The sequence below is a fragment of the Streptomyces sp. NBC_00009 genome, assembly GCF_045040855.1.
GTDB classification, from domain to species: Bacteria; Actinomycetota; Actinomycetes; order Streptomycetales; family Streptomycetaceae; genus Streptomyces; species Streptomyces aureus.
This window is the reverse complement of sequence record NZ_CP108312.1, coordinates 3,451,830-3,466,947: the sequence shown is the minus strand read 5'-3', so window position 1 is coordinate 3,466,947 and position 15,118 is coordinate 3,451,830. Positions and strand designations below refer to the sequence as shown.

The 15,118-nt window shown below is 73.0% G+C and carries 14 protein-coding genes; 9 read left to right on the top strand and 5 right to left on the bottom strand.

The genetic code is table 11. The annotated features are described in order from the left end of the window. The first annotated feature begins 124 nt into the window (after positions 1-124). On the top strand, positions 125-1,174 hold the full coding sequence (locus OHA58_RS15485; protein WP_405479237.1) for a hypothetical protein: 1,050 nt from the start codon (positions 125-127) through the stop codon (positions 1,172-1,174). A 136-nt stretch (positions 1,175-1,310) separates the two neighbouring features. On the opposite strand, the gene OHA58_RS15480 is transcribed toward OHA58_RS15485, so the two are convergent. Next, on the bottom strand, positions 1,311-2,657 hold the full coding sequence (locus tag OHA58_RS15480; protein WP_405479236.1) for a PH domain-containing protein: 1,347 nt from the start codon (positions 2,655-2,657) through the stop codon (positions 1,311-1,313). After that, on the bottom strand, positions 2,654-3,166 hold the full coding sequence (locus OHA58_RS15475) for a PH domain-containing protein (RefSeq protein WP_405479234.1): 513 nt from the start codon (positions 3,164-3,166) through the stop codon (positions 2,654-2,656). Before OHA58_RS15475 ends, OHA58_RS15480 begins: the two co-directional genes overlap by 4 nt. Positions 3,167-3,197: 31 nt before the next feature. Here OHA58_RS15475 and OHA58_RS15470 point away from each other — a divergent pair, with 31 nt between their 5' ends. After that, positions 3,198-4,349 carry an NADH-quinone oxidoreductase subunit D gene (locus OHA58_RS15470; RefSeq protein ID WP_405479233.1) on the top strand — a complete coding sequence of 384 codons (1,152 nt, stop codon included), beginning with the start codon at positions 3,198-3,200 and terminating at the stop codon, positions 4,347-4,349. Here OHA58_RS15470 and OHA58_RS15465 read toward each other — a convergent pair. Further along, positions 4,314-5,339, bottom strand: a complete 1,026-nt coding sequence (locus tag OHA58_RS15465) for an SAM-dependent methyltransferase (RefSeq protein WP_405479231.1) — start codon at positions 5,337-5,339, stop codon at positions 4,314-4,316. The genes OHA58_RS15470 and OHA58_RS15465 overlap by 36 nt on opposite strands. Before the next feature lie 243 nt (positions 5,340-5,582). Here OHA58_RS15465 and OHA58_RS15460 point away from each other — a divergent pair, with 243 nt between their 5' ends. Both OHA58_RS15460 and OHA58_RS15455 read left to right on the top strand, forming a co-directional pair. Next, positions 5,583-6,785, top strand: a complete 1,203-nt coding sequence (locus OHA58_RS15460; RefSeq protein ID WP_405479230.1) for a sensor histidine kinase — start codon at positions 5,583-5,585, stop codon at positions 6,783-6,785. Positions 6,786-6,839: 54 nt separating this feature from the next. Then, positions 6,840-7,514 carry a response regulator gene (locus OHA58_RS15455; RefSeq protein WP_405479229.1) on the top strand — a complete coding sequence of 225 codons (675 nt, stop codon included), beginning with the start codon at positions 6,840-6,842 and terminating at the stop codon, positions 7,512-7,514. A gap of 13 nt (positions 7,515-7,527) precedes the next feature. Here the strand turns inward: OHA58_RS15455 and OHA58_RS15450 are convergent, their stop codons facing one another. After that, positions 7,528-8,634 (bottom strand): DUF5937 family protein, encoded by a 1,107-nt coding sequence (locus OHA58_RS15450; RefSeq protein ID WP_405479228.1) that lies wholly within the window; start codon positions 8,632-8,634, stop codon positions 7,528-7,530. A gap of 232 nt (positions 8,635-8,866) precedes the next feature. On the opposite strand from OHA58_RS15450, the gene OHA58_RS15445 reads away from it, so the two are divergent. Continuing rightward, on the top strand, positions 8,867-9,085 hold the full coding sequence (locus OHA58_RS15445; RefSeq protein ID WP_405479227.1) for a hypothetical protein: 219 nt from the start codon (positions 8,867-8,869) through the stop codon (positions 9,083-9,085). A gap of 25 nt (positions 9,086-9,110) precedes the next feature. Here OHA58_RS15445 and OHA58_RS15440 read toward each other — a convergent pair whose 3' ends face one another. Next, positions 9,111-10,301 carry a threonine aldolase family protein gene (locus OHA58_RS15440; RefSeq protein ID WP_405479226.1) on the bottom strand — a complete coding sequence of 397 codons (1,191 nt, stop codon included), beginning with the start codon at positions 10,299-10,301 and terminating at the stop codon, positions 9,111-9,113. Positions 10,302-10,457: 156 nt separating this feature from the next. Between OHA58_RS15440 and OHA58_RS15435 the strand changes: the two genes are divergently transcribed. The 4 genes from OHA58_RS15435 to nadC are packed head-to-tail and all read left to right on the top strand — an operon-like array spanning position 10,458 to position 15,113. Further along, on the top strand, positions 10,458-11,387 hold the full coding sequence (locus OHA58_RS15435) for a Rossmann-like and DUF2520 domain-containing protein (RefSeq protein ID WP_405479225.1): 930 nt from the start codon (positions 10,458-10,460) through the stop codon (positions 11,385-11,387). After that, positions 11,384-12,373, top strand: a complete 990-nt coding sequence (gene panC, locus OHA58_RS15430) for a pantoate--beta-alanine ligase (protein ID WP_405479224.1) — start codon at positions 11,384-11,386, stop codon at positions 12,371-12,373. The genes OHA58_RS15435 and panC overlap by 4 nt, the downstream gene beginning before the upstream one ends. Beyond that, on the top strand, positions 12,370-14,124 hold the full coding sequence (locus OHA58_RS15425; RefSeq protein WP_405479223.1) for an L-aspartate oxidase: 1,755 nt from the start codon (positions 12,370-12,372) through the stop codon (positions 14,122-14,124). The genes panC and OHA58_RS15425 overlap by 4 nt, the downstream gene beginning before the upstream one ends. 5 nt (positions 14,125-14,129) lie before the next feature. Continuing rightward, positions 14,130-15,113, top strand: a complete 984-nt coding sequence (nadC, locus tag OHA58_RS15420) for a carboxylating nicotinate-nucleotide diphosphorylase (protein WP_405479222.1) — start codon at positions 14,130-14,132, stop codon at positions 15,111-15,113. Positions 15,114-15,118: the final 5 nt, after the last annotated feature.

Sequence of the window (15,118 nt, the reverse complement as noted above, 5' to 3'; positions counted from 1 at the left end):
CCGCTGAGGGACTGATCGGCAAAGGCGCTGATTTCAGGGGTGAATGGGAGTGGCGGGACAGAAGACCACGGGATTTTGGCTGCCGGGGCACCACGATTCGCCTACGCGCGGTAAGTTTCTGGCCATGCCACGTGGACGTCACCGCCATTCCCCACCCCTGCACAGGCTGCTTCCCCCCTCGGCGATCGCAGGCGTCCCGCTCGTCTGCGCGGCCGGCGCCTGGCTGACCGCGGAGCCGCTCGTGCTGCGCGGCCTGGTCGGTGCTGTCGCCTGCGCCGCCGTGGTGGGCGCGGTCGTCATGCGCCGCTGGGACCGGCTGGCGGGCAAGCGCGTCGCCGAGCTGAACCGGTCGCGGGTGAGCGACGAATGGCGCCACGACGAGCGGGTCGCCGAGCTCGAGACGGACCTCGAGGAGTCGCGTGAGCTGCGCTTCAAGATGGAGGCGAAGCTGCGCGGCAAGCGCACGGAGCTGGCGGCCCTGCGCAACGAGCACGCGGCCCTGCTGCGGCGCTACGCGACCGCGGAGACGGAGCGTGCCAGCGCCCTGGAAGGCCGCAGGCAGCTCGCGATAGAGGCATCGGCCCCGGCGCGTGCGCTGCCCGCGGCCGCCTCCCCGGCACCCGGCGCCGAGCTCGTCCCGGGGCAGCGCGCCACATCGGCCGGCGCACCGGTGACTTCTCCGGTGCTCTATCTGCGGGCGAACGCCGCGCTCGACCGTATGGCGCGCGCCGCGAACCCCCCGCGGGGCGAGGGCCCGAAGGCCGAGGCTCCCGAGGGCGGTGAGCCGCAGGGGAAGCCCGAGGCGGCCCGCGCACCGGAGCACGAGCACGTGGCCGCCCTGCCGTCCGGCGTCCCCGGCCACTTCACCGTGCCGGCCGCGGCGGCGGTCGTGCCGCCCGCGGCGGTGCGGCGGCCTCTGGTCGAGGGCGGATTCGACTTCTTCGGTACGAAGGGCGTGGCGCCCGCGGCCCTGGAGGCCGTGCAGAACACGGACCTCGCGGATGTCGTCGGCGAGGAGGCGCTCGCACTCCACAAGGCGGACGCGGAGGCCGAGTTCAAGCAGGCCGACGCCGCGACCTCGGCCGAGGGCGTCAGTCAGGTCATCGACCTGACCGCTCACGACGAGACGGAACAGATCGACGTGGCAGAGCTGCGGTCAGCGATGCGGGCGTAGGTTCCGGCGAGGGAGAACGTAAGCACGTACGGCGGAGACGCACGTACGGAGGAGACGTAAGCACGTACGACGTAAATGGGGCGGGGCCTCGGTGTGTGTCACACCGGGGCCCCGCCCCATCGTCATGCCGCCGCCCTCACGGGGCCATCCAGCGGTCGGGCCGTGCCACCTTCCGTCCCGTCCGTGAGCGGTCCGCCTGGGCGCGCAGGAGTTCCGCCGCCTCCCCGGCGTCCCGCAGCCGGGCCGTCACCGTCTTGTTGGCGCCCGTGTCCACATGGACGTCGGCCACGCCCCGGAACCGCTCCCAGGGTCCCTGCGTGAGCCGCACACTCTGCACCTTCGCGTGCGGCACCAGCGCGAGCCGCCGCCGCATCAGACCGTGCCGGGACGCGAACACCGCGTCGGTCGTCACGAGCCCGTAGCCCCGCCACCACACGGGCACGCACCACGCCGCGCGCTTCGGCGGCCGGGTCAGCGCCTCCGGGCCGGGCACCGTCACCCCCGGAAGCACCCGCTCCACCACACCCTCCGCGATCTCGCGCGGCGCGACTGGCACGAGGACGGAGTTCGACGAGCCTGCCACGGCCAGCTCCACGCGCACCCAGCCACGCCGCCGCCACAGCAGCGGCTCCACGATCCGTACGGTCTGCACCCGTCCCGGTGGCACCGTCTCGTGGTCGCGGTCGAGGAGGCCGTGGTCGATGCGCAGGCCGTCCGGCGACTCGCCCACCGTCCAGTCGTACTCCTTGATGAAGCGGCCCACGCTGTTCGTGCCGGCGCCGCCCGCGAGCGGGACGGCCACGGCGAGCACCGTCCACAGGTTGTGGGTGGCGAACCACAGCAGCGTCGGCACGACGACCGCGGCGAGCAGCATCGCCCAGGGCGCGCCGGTGAGCAGGAGCGCGACGGCGAGCATGCGGGGCGGCACGTGCAGGATCTGCTCGGCCGGTGCCTCGCCGACGTCGCGCACGGTCTCGGGCGCGAACCCGGCCGCGCGGGCGAGCAGTTCGGCGCGCAGCTCGCGGGCCTCGCGCTCGCCGAGATAGGCGAGTTCGTCCTTCTTGTCCGCGCCTATGACGTCCAGTTTGAGCTTGGCGACGCCCACGAAGCGGGCGAGCAGCGGCTGGGTGACGTCCACGGCCTGGATCCGGTCGAGCCGGATGTGGGCGGTGCGGCGGAACAGCAGGCCCGTACGGATGCGCAGTTCGGCGTCGGTGACGGAGAAGTGCGTGAACCACCAGGTCAGGAACCCGTAGAGGGCGGCGGCCGGGATCAGTACGGCGATGCCGATGAGGAGGGTGGTCGCGGTGAGCTGGGCGAGCCTGCGCTGCGCCTCGTTCAGGTCGTGGACGGCCCAGCCGAGGACGATCGCGACGGGCGCCCAGGCCCGGCGCAGCGGCGTGACGGGGTGCAGACGCCGCTCGCGCGCCTCGGCGGTCAGATCCTGGTCCCGTACGTCCTCGTGGACGTCCGGGGCGGTCACAGCCCCGCCGATCGGGCCTCGCCGAGTTCGGTGAGCCGGTCGCGCAGGCGCTCGGCCTCGGCGGGCGTCAGGCCGGGGATCGTGGCGTCGGTCGCCGCGGCCGCCGTGTGCAGCTGGAGGCTCGCGAGCCCGAACTTCCGCTCGAGCGGCCCGGACGTGACCTCGACGAGCTGCATGCGCCCGTACGGCACGATCGTTTCCTCATGCCACAGCACGCCCCGGCTGATCAGCAGGTCGTCGGCGCGCTCTGCGTAGCGCCACGAGCGCCAGTTGCGCCCGAGCATCGGCCATCCCCACAGCAGCCCGGCGAGCGGCAGCAGCGCGAACGCCGCCCACACGCCGCCGGCGAACACCCCGAGCAGCACCCCCACCGCCACCGTCAGCGGCACGAGCCACAGCACGAGCAGCAGCCTGCGCACCTTCAGCAGCCCCCTGGGAAGCCCGGTCCACACCGGCTCCGCCCCGGCTCCCGCCCTCGGAGCCGCCGTCCCCTCAGTCCCCGTTTCCATGCACCCACCCTACGTACGAGACACTGTTCCCATGACGCCCACGACGGAGACCACGGTCGGCATCGGCGGCGCCGCCGAGACCACCGACATGGTGCTCAACATCGGCCCGCAGCACCCGTCCACGCACGGGGTGCTGCGCCTGCGCCTCGTGCTCGACGGCGAGCGCATCCAGCAGGCCGAGCCGGTCATCGGCTATATGCACCGCGGCGCGGAGAAGCTCTTCGAGGCCCGCGACTACCGGCAGATCGTGATGCTGGCCAACCGCCACGACTGGCTCTCCGCCTTCTCGAGCGAACTCGGGGTCGTCCTCGCCGTCGAGCGGATGCTCGGCATGGAGGTCCCTGAGCGCGCGGTGTGGCTGCGCACCCTGCTCGCGGAGCTGAACCGGGTCCTCAACCACCTGATGTTCCTTGGTTCGTACCCGCTCGAACTGGGCGGAATCACCCCGGTGTTCTATGCCTTCCGGGAGCGCGAGGAACTCCAGAACGTCATGGAGGAGATGTCCGGCGGCCGCATGCACTACATGTTCAACCGCGTCGGTGGCCTCAAGGAGGACGTGCCGGCCGGCTGGACCACCCGCGCACGCGCGGCGGTCGCCTCGGTGCGCTCGCGCATGGACGTGTACGACGACCTGGTCCTCGGCAACGAGATCTTCCGCGGCCGCACGCGCAACGTGGGCGTGCTGTCCCCGGAGGCGGTGCACTCCTACGGAGTGAGCGGTCCGATCGCCCGGGCCTCCGGCGTCGACTTCGACCTGCGCCGCGACGAGCCGTACCTCGCGTACGGGGAGCTCCAGGACACCCTGAAGGTCGTCACGCGGCGCGAGGGTGACTGCCTGGCCCGCTTCGAGGTCCTCCTGGGGCAGACCCACAACGCCCTGGACCTCGCCGACGCCTGCCTGGACCGGCTCGCCGAGCTGCCGCCCGGCCCCGTCAACCAGCGCCTCCCGAAGGTCCTCAAGGCGCCCGAGGGCCACACGTACGCGTGGACCGAGAACCCGCTCGGGATCAACGGCTACTACCTGGTCAGCAAGGGCGAGAAGACGCCGTACCGGCTCAAGCTGCGGTCCGCCTCGTACAACAACATCCAGGCGCTCACCGAACTGCTGCCCGGCACGCTCGTCTCGGACATGGTGGCGATCCTCGGGTCACTGTTCTTCGTCGTCGGCGACATCGACAAGTAGCAGGTCCCGCGCCCGTACGCCCACGGGCTGCACCAGCCAGCCGAAGTCGCCGAGCCCGCCCGCCGCGGTCAGCTCGGCGGCTTCGCCCGCCTTGGACAGGGCCCGCACGTAGGCCGCCGGATCGCTGGAGGCGAGCGACAGCGGCGGACGGCCGCCGCTCACCCCGAGGGCGTGCAGGGCCGCGCGCTGCGTGGGCAGCAGGGCGCCCGGGAGCGCGCACGCGTCGAGCGCCACATGGGCCGTGATGTCGCACGAGCCGTCCGGCACGGGCGGCGTCTCACGGCCCTCGCGGAAGCCCGTGAGCGTCCCGAAAGGGGGCCGGGCATCCCGGGAGTGCGCGTAGTCGACGGCGACCGCCGCACCGCGCTCCAGCGTCCCCGCGGCCGCGGCCCAGGCGGCGTCCCTGGGGAGGCCGATCTCCGCGCGGAGCCCCGGTTCACCGGCGAGCGGCCACCACCGGGCCAGCCACTCCGCCTCCGGCCCGTCCACCACGGGCTCCCCGAGCGCCTCGGTCCCGTCCTTCTGCACGAGGACGTGGCGCGGCACCCCAAAAGCGTCGGCCTCGACGACGTCCAGGGGGACGTTGTCGAGCCACTCGTTCGCGAAGAGGAGTCCGGTGACCTCCTTCGGGGGGTGTGCGCACCACTCGATGCGGTGGTCGAGGCCGGCGGGACGCTCCGCCCGTTCCACCGCGTACGCGCGCGTGCGGGCCGCCACGTCGGCGGGCAGCGCCCCCAGGACGCCGGTCACCAGCTCGCCGCGGCCCGCGCCCATGTCGACGAAGGCGAGTTCCGGCGGGCCCCCGAGCGCCTCGTCCACCCGGCACAGAAGCCGCGCGACGGCTCCGGCGAACAGCGGCGACGCATGCACCGACGTGCGGAAATGCCCCGCGGGCCCCTCGGGCCTGCGATAGAAGCCGCACGGCCCGTACAGCGCCTCCTCCGTCGCCTCGCGCCACCCACGCCCCGCACCCCACCGCTCGTTCGTCACAGGGAAAAGGCTAGGGCCTCTCGTTTGGACCGGGCTGGGCACGCGGGGTCCGGCACGCGCATCTGCAGCGGACCCCGCTCCCTGATCCAGCCCGATCCGAACGAGAGGCCTAGGTGTGGAGAAGAACGAGAGGCCTAGGCGTGGAGAAGGGGGCGGCCTCCACCTTGGGGAGTACGCCGGCGGTACTCGGATCGATCCTCCGGTTGACCTCTGCACACTGCACGCTTCTTTACGCTGGGTTACGTGCAGCGCCTCTACGACTTCTTCCGCCGACACCCGACGTGGGTCGACAGCTTCTGGGCCGTCGTCCTCCTCGGGGTCTCCGGCATGAGTCTGATCGCGGGGCAGGAGAACATGCAGGGCGACGCCCGCCTCCTGGGCATCCCCGTCGTCCTGGCGCTGAGCCTGGCCGTCGCCCTGCGCAGGCGCGTTCCCGAGCGGATGCTGGTCCTCATCGCCGTCGTGGGCGTCTTCCAGCTCGTCGCGGACGTCCGCGTGCAGCCGGCCGACTTCGCCATGCTGGTGATCATCTACACAGTGGCGGCGGACAGCCCGCGCTGGGCGTCCAGATTCGCGCTCATCGGCGGCCTGTGCGCGGCGCCTCTCTCGCAGCTGCGCTGGCCGATGCACGAGACGAGCACCGCGGGCAACGTGCTGATCACGGTCTTCCAGATAGTGCCGTTCGCGCTGGCCTGGGTGCTCGGTGACTCCGTCCGCACGCGCCGCGCCTACCTGGCGCAGCTGGAGGAGCGCGCCGCGCGTCTGGAGAAGGAGCGCGAGGCCCAGTCGAAGGTCGCCGTCGCCGCCGAGCGGGCCCGGATCGCGCGCGAGCTGCACGACGTCGTCGCCCACAACGTGTCGGTGATGGTGGTGCAGGCGGACGGCGCCGCGTACGTCATGGACACGGCTCCCGAGCAGGCGAGGAAGGCCCTGGAGACGATTTCCGGGACCGGCCGGCAGGCGCTCGCCGAGATGCGGCGCCTGCTCGGAGTGCTGCGCACCGGTGAGCACCAGGAGAGCGGCGAGTACGTGCCGCAGCCCGACGTCGAGCAGCTCGACGAGCTGATCGAGCAGGTGCGCACCGCGGGCCTGCCCGTCGACTTCAAGGTCGAGGGCACCCCGCGCCCGCTGCCCAGCGGAGTCGAGCTGACCGCGTACCGCATCGTGCAGGAGGCGCTCACCAACACCCGTAAGCACGGCGGCTCGAACGCGGGCGCGAGCGTCCGGCTCGTCTACTTCGACGACGGCCTCGGCCTGCTCGTCGAGGACGACGGCAAGGGCGCCCCGCACGAGCTGTACGAGGACGGGGGCGCCGACGGCCGCGGGCACGGACTCATCGGCATGCGGGAGCGCGTCGGTATGGTCGGCGGGACGCTCGACGCGGGACCGCGCCCCGGCGGCGGATTCCGGATCAGCGCGCTGCTGCCGCTCAAGCCCGCCCACTGACGCCGTACACGTACTGAACCCGACCCCGTACACGTACCGAAAGGGACCCCCTTCATGGCGATCCGCGTGATGCTCGTCGACGACCAGGTGCTGCTGCGCACCGGCTTCCGGATGGTGCTCGACGCCCAGCCGGACATGGAGGTCGTCGCCGAGGCGGGCGACGGGGTCGAGGCTCTGGAGGTGCTGCGCGGCACGGCGGTCGACGTGGTCCTGATGGACGTCCGCATGCCGAAGCTGGACGGCGTGGAGACGACCCGGCGGATCTGCCTGGAGGAGAACCCGCCGAAGGTGCTCATCCTGACGACGTTCGACCTCGACGAGTACGCCTTCTCGGGGCTGAAGGCCGGGGCGTCGGGGTTCATGCTCAAGGACGTGCCGCCCGGCGAGCTGCTCGGCGCGATCAGGGCCGTGCACAGCGGCGACGCGGTGGTCGCGCCGTCGACGACGCGGCGGCTGCTCGACCGCTTCGCGCCGATGCTGCCCAGCTCCGGGAAGGAGCCGCAGCTCGCCGAGCTCGGCCGGCTCACCGAGCGCGAGCGCGAGGTCATGATCCTCGTCGCGCAGGGCCTGTCGAACGGCGAGATCGCCGCCCGGCTCGTCCTGTCGGAGGCGACCGTGAAGACGCACGTGGGCCGCATCCTCACCAAGCTGAACCTGCGCGACCGCGTCCAGGTCGTCGTACTCGCCTACGAGACGGGGCTCGTCCGGGCCGGCGGAGGAGCCGTCTGACCTTCCCGGGCGGTCAGCGCAGTACGCCCTCGATGAAGTCGCTGCCCAGGCGGGCGACGGCCGTCAGATCCAGCTGGTGCTGGACGTAGCGGCCCCGGCGGCGCGTGGTGATCAGGCCCGCCTTCTTGAGCACGGTCAGGTGCCGGGATATCTCCGGTGCCGTCATCCCGTGCGCGTCGGAGAGCTCGCTCGTCGTGTACGCGCCGCGTGCGAGGTGGCGGCACAGGCGCATGCGTACGGGGTGCGCGAGGGCCGTCATCCGGCGCGTGAGCTGCTCGACGGTCGCCGGTGTGGTGAGGCCGGGTGAGCCGACGGGATACGTGATCGCCGGCTGCCATCCGAAGCGGTGCAGCACCATGAGGTGCGGCCAGCCGAGGGTGGTCGGCACGAGGACGAGGCCGCCGTCCTCCGTGGTCGTGCGGCCCACGGTGATCTTGTCGACGGTGATCAGCTTCGCCGTCTCGTCGAGCGTGACGACCGACGACACCGCCGTCAGTGCCTCGGCCAGGCCCTTGCGCCTCAGGAGCTCGGTCTTGTGCCGGGCGTCGGCCGCCAGCTCGTGGTGGACGCGGGCCCAGATGTCCGCGAAGAACGCCTCCTCGCAGTCCTCCACGAGCCGGCGGAACCAGGCGCGCACGGCGGGCGGGTCGTCCAGGAGCCGCTGGGTGAACTGGATCTGGGGCAGCCCGCGCGTGGCCGCGAGGTCCAGGGCGCGACGGCGCATGTCCGGGTCGTCCAGCGGGTTGGCCCCGCGCAGCGCGTAGCTGTTCTGGCAGGTGAACTCGAGTGCCGCGTCCACGAACTGACGGTCGGTCAGCTTGTCGAGCAGGTCGAGCTCCTCGGCGAGGGTGGCGCCGGGCAGGGTGGCCCGGCCCGGGATCCCGGCGAACGGCGCGAACACGTCCGAGAACGTCGCCCGCCACAGGAAGTCCGCCTCGCAGAGCCGGTCCGCGAGGCACGGGTCGAGGCGCGCGGACACCGCGGTCGTCCAGCCCTGGAGCCCCGGGTGGTGCGCGGGCTCGGCCAGCGCGTGCAGCGCCATGCCCAGCTCGGCCAGGGGTGAGGGCACGACACTGATCCGCTCCGGGGCCAGCCTGCTGATGTCGATGCTCACGCTCATGACCCCATGGTGCACGCAGGGTCGGACAACCGAGTTCTCGATTGACGGCTCCCGTCAATCCACGTGACCAGGCGGGGCCGCCGGGCGGAGTCTCCTTTAGGTCGGACCGAAGCGGCAAAGAGCGATGAATGCCAAACAGTGCCAATAAAGCCCTGCAAAGCAAATAAAGCTCTCCGAATGGCCGTATTCCTGGTCATGACGTGACAATGAGAAGACCAGTGAGGGGTACGTCATGAGCATCAATCAGCAGTACGCACTGGATGTCTACCGCGCCTCCCTGCACGGAGAGCCCGCCCCGCCGGCGCCGGGCGTCCACGACTGGAGCACCATCCGCGAGCTGCGCGACTACCGCCGCTTCCGCGCGGTCATCGCCGGCCGCCCGGCGCACGGCCGGATCCGGGCGGCCCTGTCCCGCCTGATCCACCCGCACCGCGGCGCGGCGGGCTGCTGACCCGCCGGTCCCTGACGGACGCCGGTCAGGCGTCCTGGGCGGCGGTCTCCGGGGGGATCAGTGCCACGAAGTCCGCGACGGCCGCGCGGACGTCGTCGGCGGTCCATTCGAGCCCGCGCGCGGAGACCGTGACCTCGGTGAACGAAAGCCCCGGAGGACCCTGCTCGTGCCAGCGCCGGAACAGCGACGTCCGCGTCTGCTCGGCCTGCGTCACCGACGCCTCGTCGAGCCGTTCGGAGGCGTACGGCAGCCAGACCTGGAACTCGTGCGTATGCGGCACCTCGGGGTGCACCCGCACCCACGGCACCCCGGCCTCGGTGAAGCCTTCGCGCAGCGCCTCGGCGACCACGCGCGCGTGGGCCACGTACTCGGGCACACGCGGCAGCTCCCGCTCCAGGCCGACCAGGGCCGAGAGCACCGCGGGGAACTGCTGGAAGAGCTGGCCGCCGTAGCGGTGGCGCCAGGTCTTCGCCTCCTCGATGAACGACCGGGGCCCGGCGAGCGCCGCTCCGCTGAGGCCGCCGAGGGTCTTGTAGAACGACACGTACACGCTGTCGGCGAGGTCGGCGATCTCGGCCAGGGAGCGCCCGAAGTGGGTGGTGCACTCCCACAGGCGCGCCCCGTCGAAGTGCACGACGGCGTCCCGTTCCCTGGCAGCCTCGGTGACGGCGACCAGCTCGTCCCAGGTGGGCAGTACGTAACCGGCGTCCCGGAGCGGCAGTTCGAGCATCAGCGCGCCGAAGGGCTCGGCGAAGTCGCGCACCTCGTCGGCATCGGGCAGCCGCGGCTCGGTCGTCGGGTGGACGGTGCGCAGGCCGCTCAGCGCGCTGAAGGCGCCGCGCTCGTGCCGCTCCGGGTGTGCCATCGGGTGCAGGGCGACCGTCGTGCTCCCCGTACGGCCCGCCCAGCAGCGCAGGGCGACCTGCTGCGCCATCGTGCCGGTGGGGAAGTAGGCGGCCGCCTCAGTACCGAGGAGCCCCGCCACGCGCTCCTCCAGGTCGGCGACGATGCCGTCGCCGTACAGATCGCCGGTCCTGCCCGGGTCGGCGACCGACCACGCGGCCTCCGTGAGGGCCGTCAGACGCTCACCCATGGTGGCGTCGAGGCCGTGCACGCCCAGGATCCGCTCGGCGCCCCGCACGGCCGCGGCGCGGCGCTCCCGCGCCTTCGTCGCGTCGTCCGCCGCGGGGTTCTCCCGCTCTTCGCTTTCCGTCATCTGCCGATGATGTCGTACGCGCGTGCGGTTGCCCACAGCCTGTGACTGGCTCCACGGGCTCCGGCCACGGGGCCGGAGCCCGTGGAGCAGATCGCGTTAACATGACGAGAAATCGTCCGGTACCCCGAGCGGACTGGAACGGAAGGCCGTCGTCCTGTGAACGCACCTCCTCGACCCGAACCCACCGACCCAAGGGACCGCCCCGCCCGGCTCACCGTCGGAGTGGTCGGCGCGGGCCGTGTCGGCCCCGCCCTCGCGGCCTCCCTGGCCCTCGCGGGGCACCGCCCGGTCGCCGTCTCCGGGGTCTCCGAGGCATCCGTGCGCCGGGCCGCACTCATGCTGCCCGACGTCCCCGTCGTGACGCCCGCCGAGGTCCTCGCACGCGCCGAACTCGTGCTCCTCACGGTGCCCGACGACGCGCTGCCCGGCCTCGTGGAAGGGCTCGTCGAGACCGGTTCCGTACGCCCGGGACAGCTGATCGTGCACACCTCGGGGCGCTACGGCACGAAGGTGCTCGACCCCGCGCTGCGGGCCGGCGCCCTGCCGCTCGCGCTGCACCCCGCCATGACGTTCACCGGCACCCCCGTAGACGTACAGCGGCTGGCCGGCTGCGCCTTCGGCGTGACTGCGCCCGAGGAGCTGCGGCTCGCCGCGGAGGCGCTCGTCATCGAGATGGGCGGCGAGCCCGAGTGGATCCGCGAGGAGTCGCGCCCGCTGTACCACGCGGCGCTCGCCCTCGGCGCGAACCACCTGGTCACGCTGGTCGCCGAGTCCATGGAACTGCTCCGGACCGCGGGTGTCGAAGCCCCCGACCGGATGCTCGGCCCGCTGCTCGGCGCGGCCCTCGACAACGTCCTCAGGTCCGGTGACGCGGCGCTCACCGGGCCCGTCGCGCGCGGGGACGCGGGCACGGTCGCCGCCCATGTCGCCGAGCTGCGCAAGCACGCGCCCGGGACCGTCGCCGGGTATCTGGCGATGGCCCGCGCCACCGCCGACCGTGCCCTCGCGCACGGCCTGCTCAAGCCCGAACTCGCCGAGGACCTGCTGGGGGTCCTGGCCGACGGCGCCGAGGGAGACAAGCGATGACCACATTGCTGCACACCGCCGATGAACTGCGCACGCGCACGCGTGCGGGCCGGCGCGCCGTCGTCATGACGATGGGCGCCCTGCACGACGGCCACGCCGAACTGATCCGCACGGCCCGCTCGATCGCGGGCGCCGACGGCGAAGTGGTGACGACGGTCTTCGTGAACCCGCTCCAGTTCGGCGCGGGCGAGGACCTCGACCGCTATCCGCGCACCCTCGACTCCGACGTCAAGATCGCCGAACAGGCGGGCGCCGACGTCGTGTTCGCGCCCTCCGCGGACGAGGTCTACCCCGGCGGCGAGCCCCAGGTCCGCGTCGCCGCGGGCCCCATGGGCGAACGCCTCGAAGGCGCCTCGCGACCCGGCCACTTCGACGGCATGCTCACCGTCGTCGCCAAGCTGCTGCACCTGACCGCGGCCGACATCGCGCTGTTCGGGCAGAAGGACGCCCAGCAGCTCGCCCTGGTCCGCCGCATGGTGCGCGACCTGAACTTCCCCGTGGAGATCGTCGGCGTACCCACCGTGCGCGAGGACGACGGCCTGGCCCTCTCCAGCCGCAACCGCTACCTCTCCGCCGAAGAGCGGCGCACCGCGCTCGCCCTGTCCCAGGCGCTCTTCGCCGGCCGCGACCGGCACGCCGCCCAGGAGGCCCTGCGCGCGCGTGCCCACGAGGCGCCCTCCACGCACGCGCGTGCCGATGCCCTGAACGCGATCGGCGAGGCCCGTGCCGCGGCCGACGCGCACGCCGTCGCGAAGGCATCGCCCGGCGGCCCCGAAGCCGTCCGCGCCGCGGCCCGTCAGGTCCTCGACGAGGCCGCCCGCGTCCGGCCGCCGCTCACGCTGGACTACCTCGCCCTCGTGGACCCGGCCGACTTCACCGACGTGAAGCGCGGCTACACCGGAGAAGCCGTGCTCGCCGTCGCCGCCAGGGTCGGTGCGACGCGGCTGATCGACAACATCCCCCTGACCTTCGGAGCTCCCGTATGAGTGCCACAGGGACCACAGCCACCGGTACAGCGACCGGCATACGCCTGCACGCGCCCGCGCCCGGCTGGTCCGTCACCGCCGATGTCGTGATCGTCGGCTCGGGTGTCGCCGGGCTCACCGCGGCCCTGCGCTGCCAGGCGGCCGGATTGCGGACCGTCGTCGTCACCAAGGCCCGTCTCGACGACGGCTCCACGCGCTGGGCACAGGGCGGCGTCGCCGCGGCGCTCGGCGAGGGCGACACCCCCGAGCAGCATCTCGACGACACGCTCGTCGCGGGAGCGGGCCTGTGCGACGAGGAAGCGGTCCGCACCCTCGTCACGGAGGGCCCCGACGCCGTACGGCGGCTCATCGCGACCGGCGCCCACTTCGACGAGTCGGCCGAAGGCGCCCTCGCGCTCACCCGGGAGGGCGGCCACCACCGCCGCCGCATCGCGCACGCGGGCGGCGACGCCACCGGCGCCGAGATCTCCCGCGCCCTCGTCGAGGCGGTACGCGCGCGTGGCATCAGGACCGTCGAGAACGCCTTGGTCCTCGACCTCCTCACGGACGCCGACGGCCGCACGGCGGGCGTCTCCCTGCACGTCATGGGGGAGGGCCAGCACGACGGCGTCGGCGCCGCGCTCGCGCCCGCCGTGGTCCTCGCGACCGGCGGCATGGGCCAGGTCTTCTCCGCCACGACCAATCCGCACGTCTCCACCGGCGACGGCGTCGCGCTCGCCCTGCGCGCGGGCGCGGAGGTCTCCGACCTGGAGTTCGTGCAGTTCCACCCGACCGTGCTCTTCCTCGGCGCGGACGCGGAGGGCCAGCAGCCGCTGGTCTCCGAGGCCGTACGCGGCGAGGGCGCCCACCTCGTCGACGCCGACGGGGTCCGCTTCATGGTCGGCCAGCACGAACTGGCCGAGCTGGCGCCCCGCGACATCGTCGCCAAGGGCATCACGCGCCGCATGCAGGAGCTGGGCGCCGAGCACATGTACCTGGACGCCCGGCACTTCGGCGCCGAGATGTGGGAGACCCGGTTCCCCACGATCCTCGCCGCCTGCCGCACCCACGGCATCGACCCGGTCACCGAGCCCATCCCCGTGGCGCCCGCCGCGCACTACGCCTCCGGAGGCGTCCGCACGGACCTCCAGGGCCGCACGACGGTCCCGGGCCTGTACGCGTGCGGAGAGGTCGCCTGCACCGGCGTCCACGGCGCGAACCGCCTCGCCTCCAACTCCCTTCTGGAGGGCCTGGTCTACGCCGAGCGCATCGCGGACGACATCGCCGCGAGCCACCGGGAGAACGGTCTCCACGCGCGCGTGCCCGCGCCCGTCCCGCACCCGGAGACCCCGACCCATCCCCTGATGCCGCCCGAGGCGCGGTTCGCCATCCAGCGCGTCATGACGCAGGGCGCCGGCGTGCTGCGTTCCGCGGACTCCCTCGCCGACGCCGCCGCGGGACTCGGCCGCATCCACGCCGAAGCGGCGGGCGCCCTCGCGGAGAACGGCAAGACCGCGGAGCCCGGCGTCGACACCTGGGAGGCCACCAACCTCCTGTGCGTCGCCCGCGTCCTCGTCGCCGCGGCCCGCCGCCGCGAGGAGACCCGCGGCTGCCACTGGCGCGAGGACCACGCCGACCGCGATGACGCGGCATGGCGCTGCCACATCGTCGTACGGCTGAATCCCGACCGGACCCTGGCCGCGCACACCACGCCCACCGCAGAATTCCCCCCGACCCGCCCCGAGTGCCGTACAAACCAGCAGGAGCAGTGAGAGACGTGAGTACCCCCGACCTCCCCCTCGCCGAGAGCGGCGGCTGCGGCGACGGCTGCGGCTGCGGCGGAGCCGACGCCGACATGATGGAGTGCGGCCTCGACCCCGCCCTCTCCCAGCTCCTGGCCGACGCGGGGCTCGACCCCGTGGAGGTCGAGGACATCGCGCACATGGCCATCGCCGAAGACCTCGACATGGCTACCGGCGGCGTGGACGTCACCACAGTCGCCACCATCCCCGAGGACGCCGTCGCCACCGCCGACTTCATCGCCCGCGAGGACGGCGTCGTGGCGGGCCTGCGCGTCGCCGAGGCCGTGCTCTCCGTGGTCTGCACGGACGAGTTCGAGGTCGAGCGGCACGCAGAGGACGGCGACCGGATCACCGCCGGGCAGAAGCTCCTCAGCGTCACCACCCGCACCCGCGACCTGCTGACCGCCGAGCGCAGCGCCCTCAACATCCTGTGCCGCCTGTCCGGCATCGCGACCGCCACGCGCGCGTGGGCGGACGCGCTGGAGGGGACCACGGCGAAGGTCCGCGACACCCGCAAGACGACGCCCGGCCTGCGCTCCCTGGAGAAGTTCGCCGTCCGCATGGGCGGCGGCGTCAACCACCGCATGTCGCTCTCCGACGCGGCCCTGGTCAAGGACAACCACGTGGTCGCCGCCGGCGGCGTGGCGCAGGCCTTCAAGGCCGTACGGGAGTCCTTCCCCGGCCTCGCCGTCGAGGTCGAGGTCGACACCCTGGACCAGCTGCGCGAGGTCGTCGAGGCGGGCGCCGACCTGATCCTCCTGGACAACTTCACGCCCGCCCGGACCCAGGAGGCGGTCGCGATCGTGGGCGGCCGCGCCCTCCTGGAGTCCTCGGGCCGGCTGACCCTGGTGAACGCGCGCGAGTACGCCGCGACGGGCGTCGACTTCCTCGCGGTGGGCGCGCTGACCCACTCGTCGCCGATCCTGGACATCGGCCTCGACCTGCGCGCGGCGGAGTAGTCGCC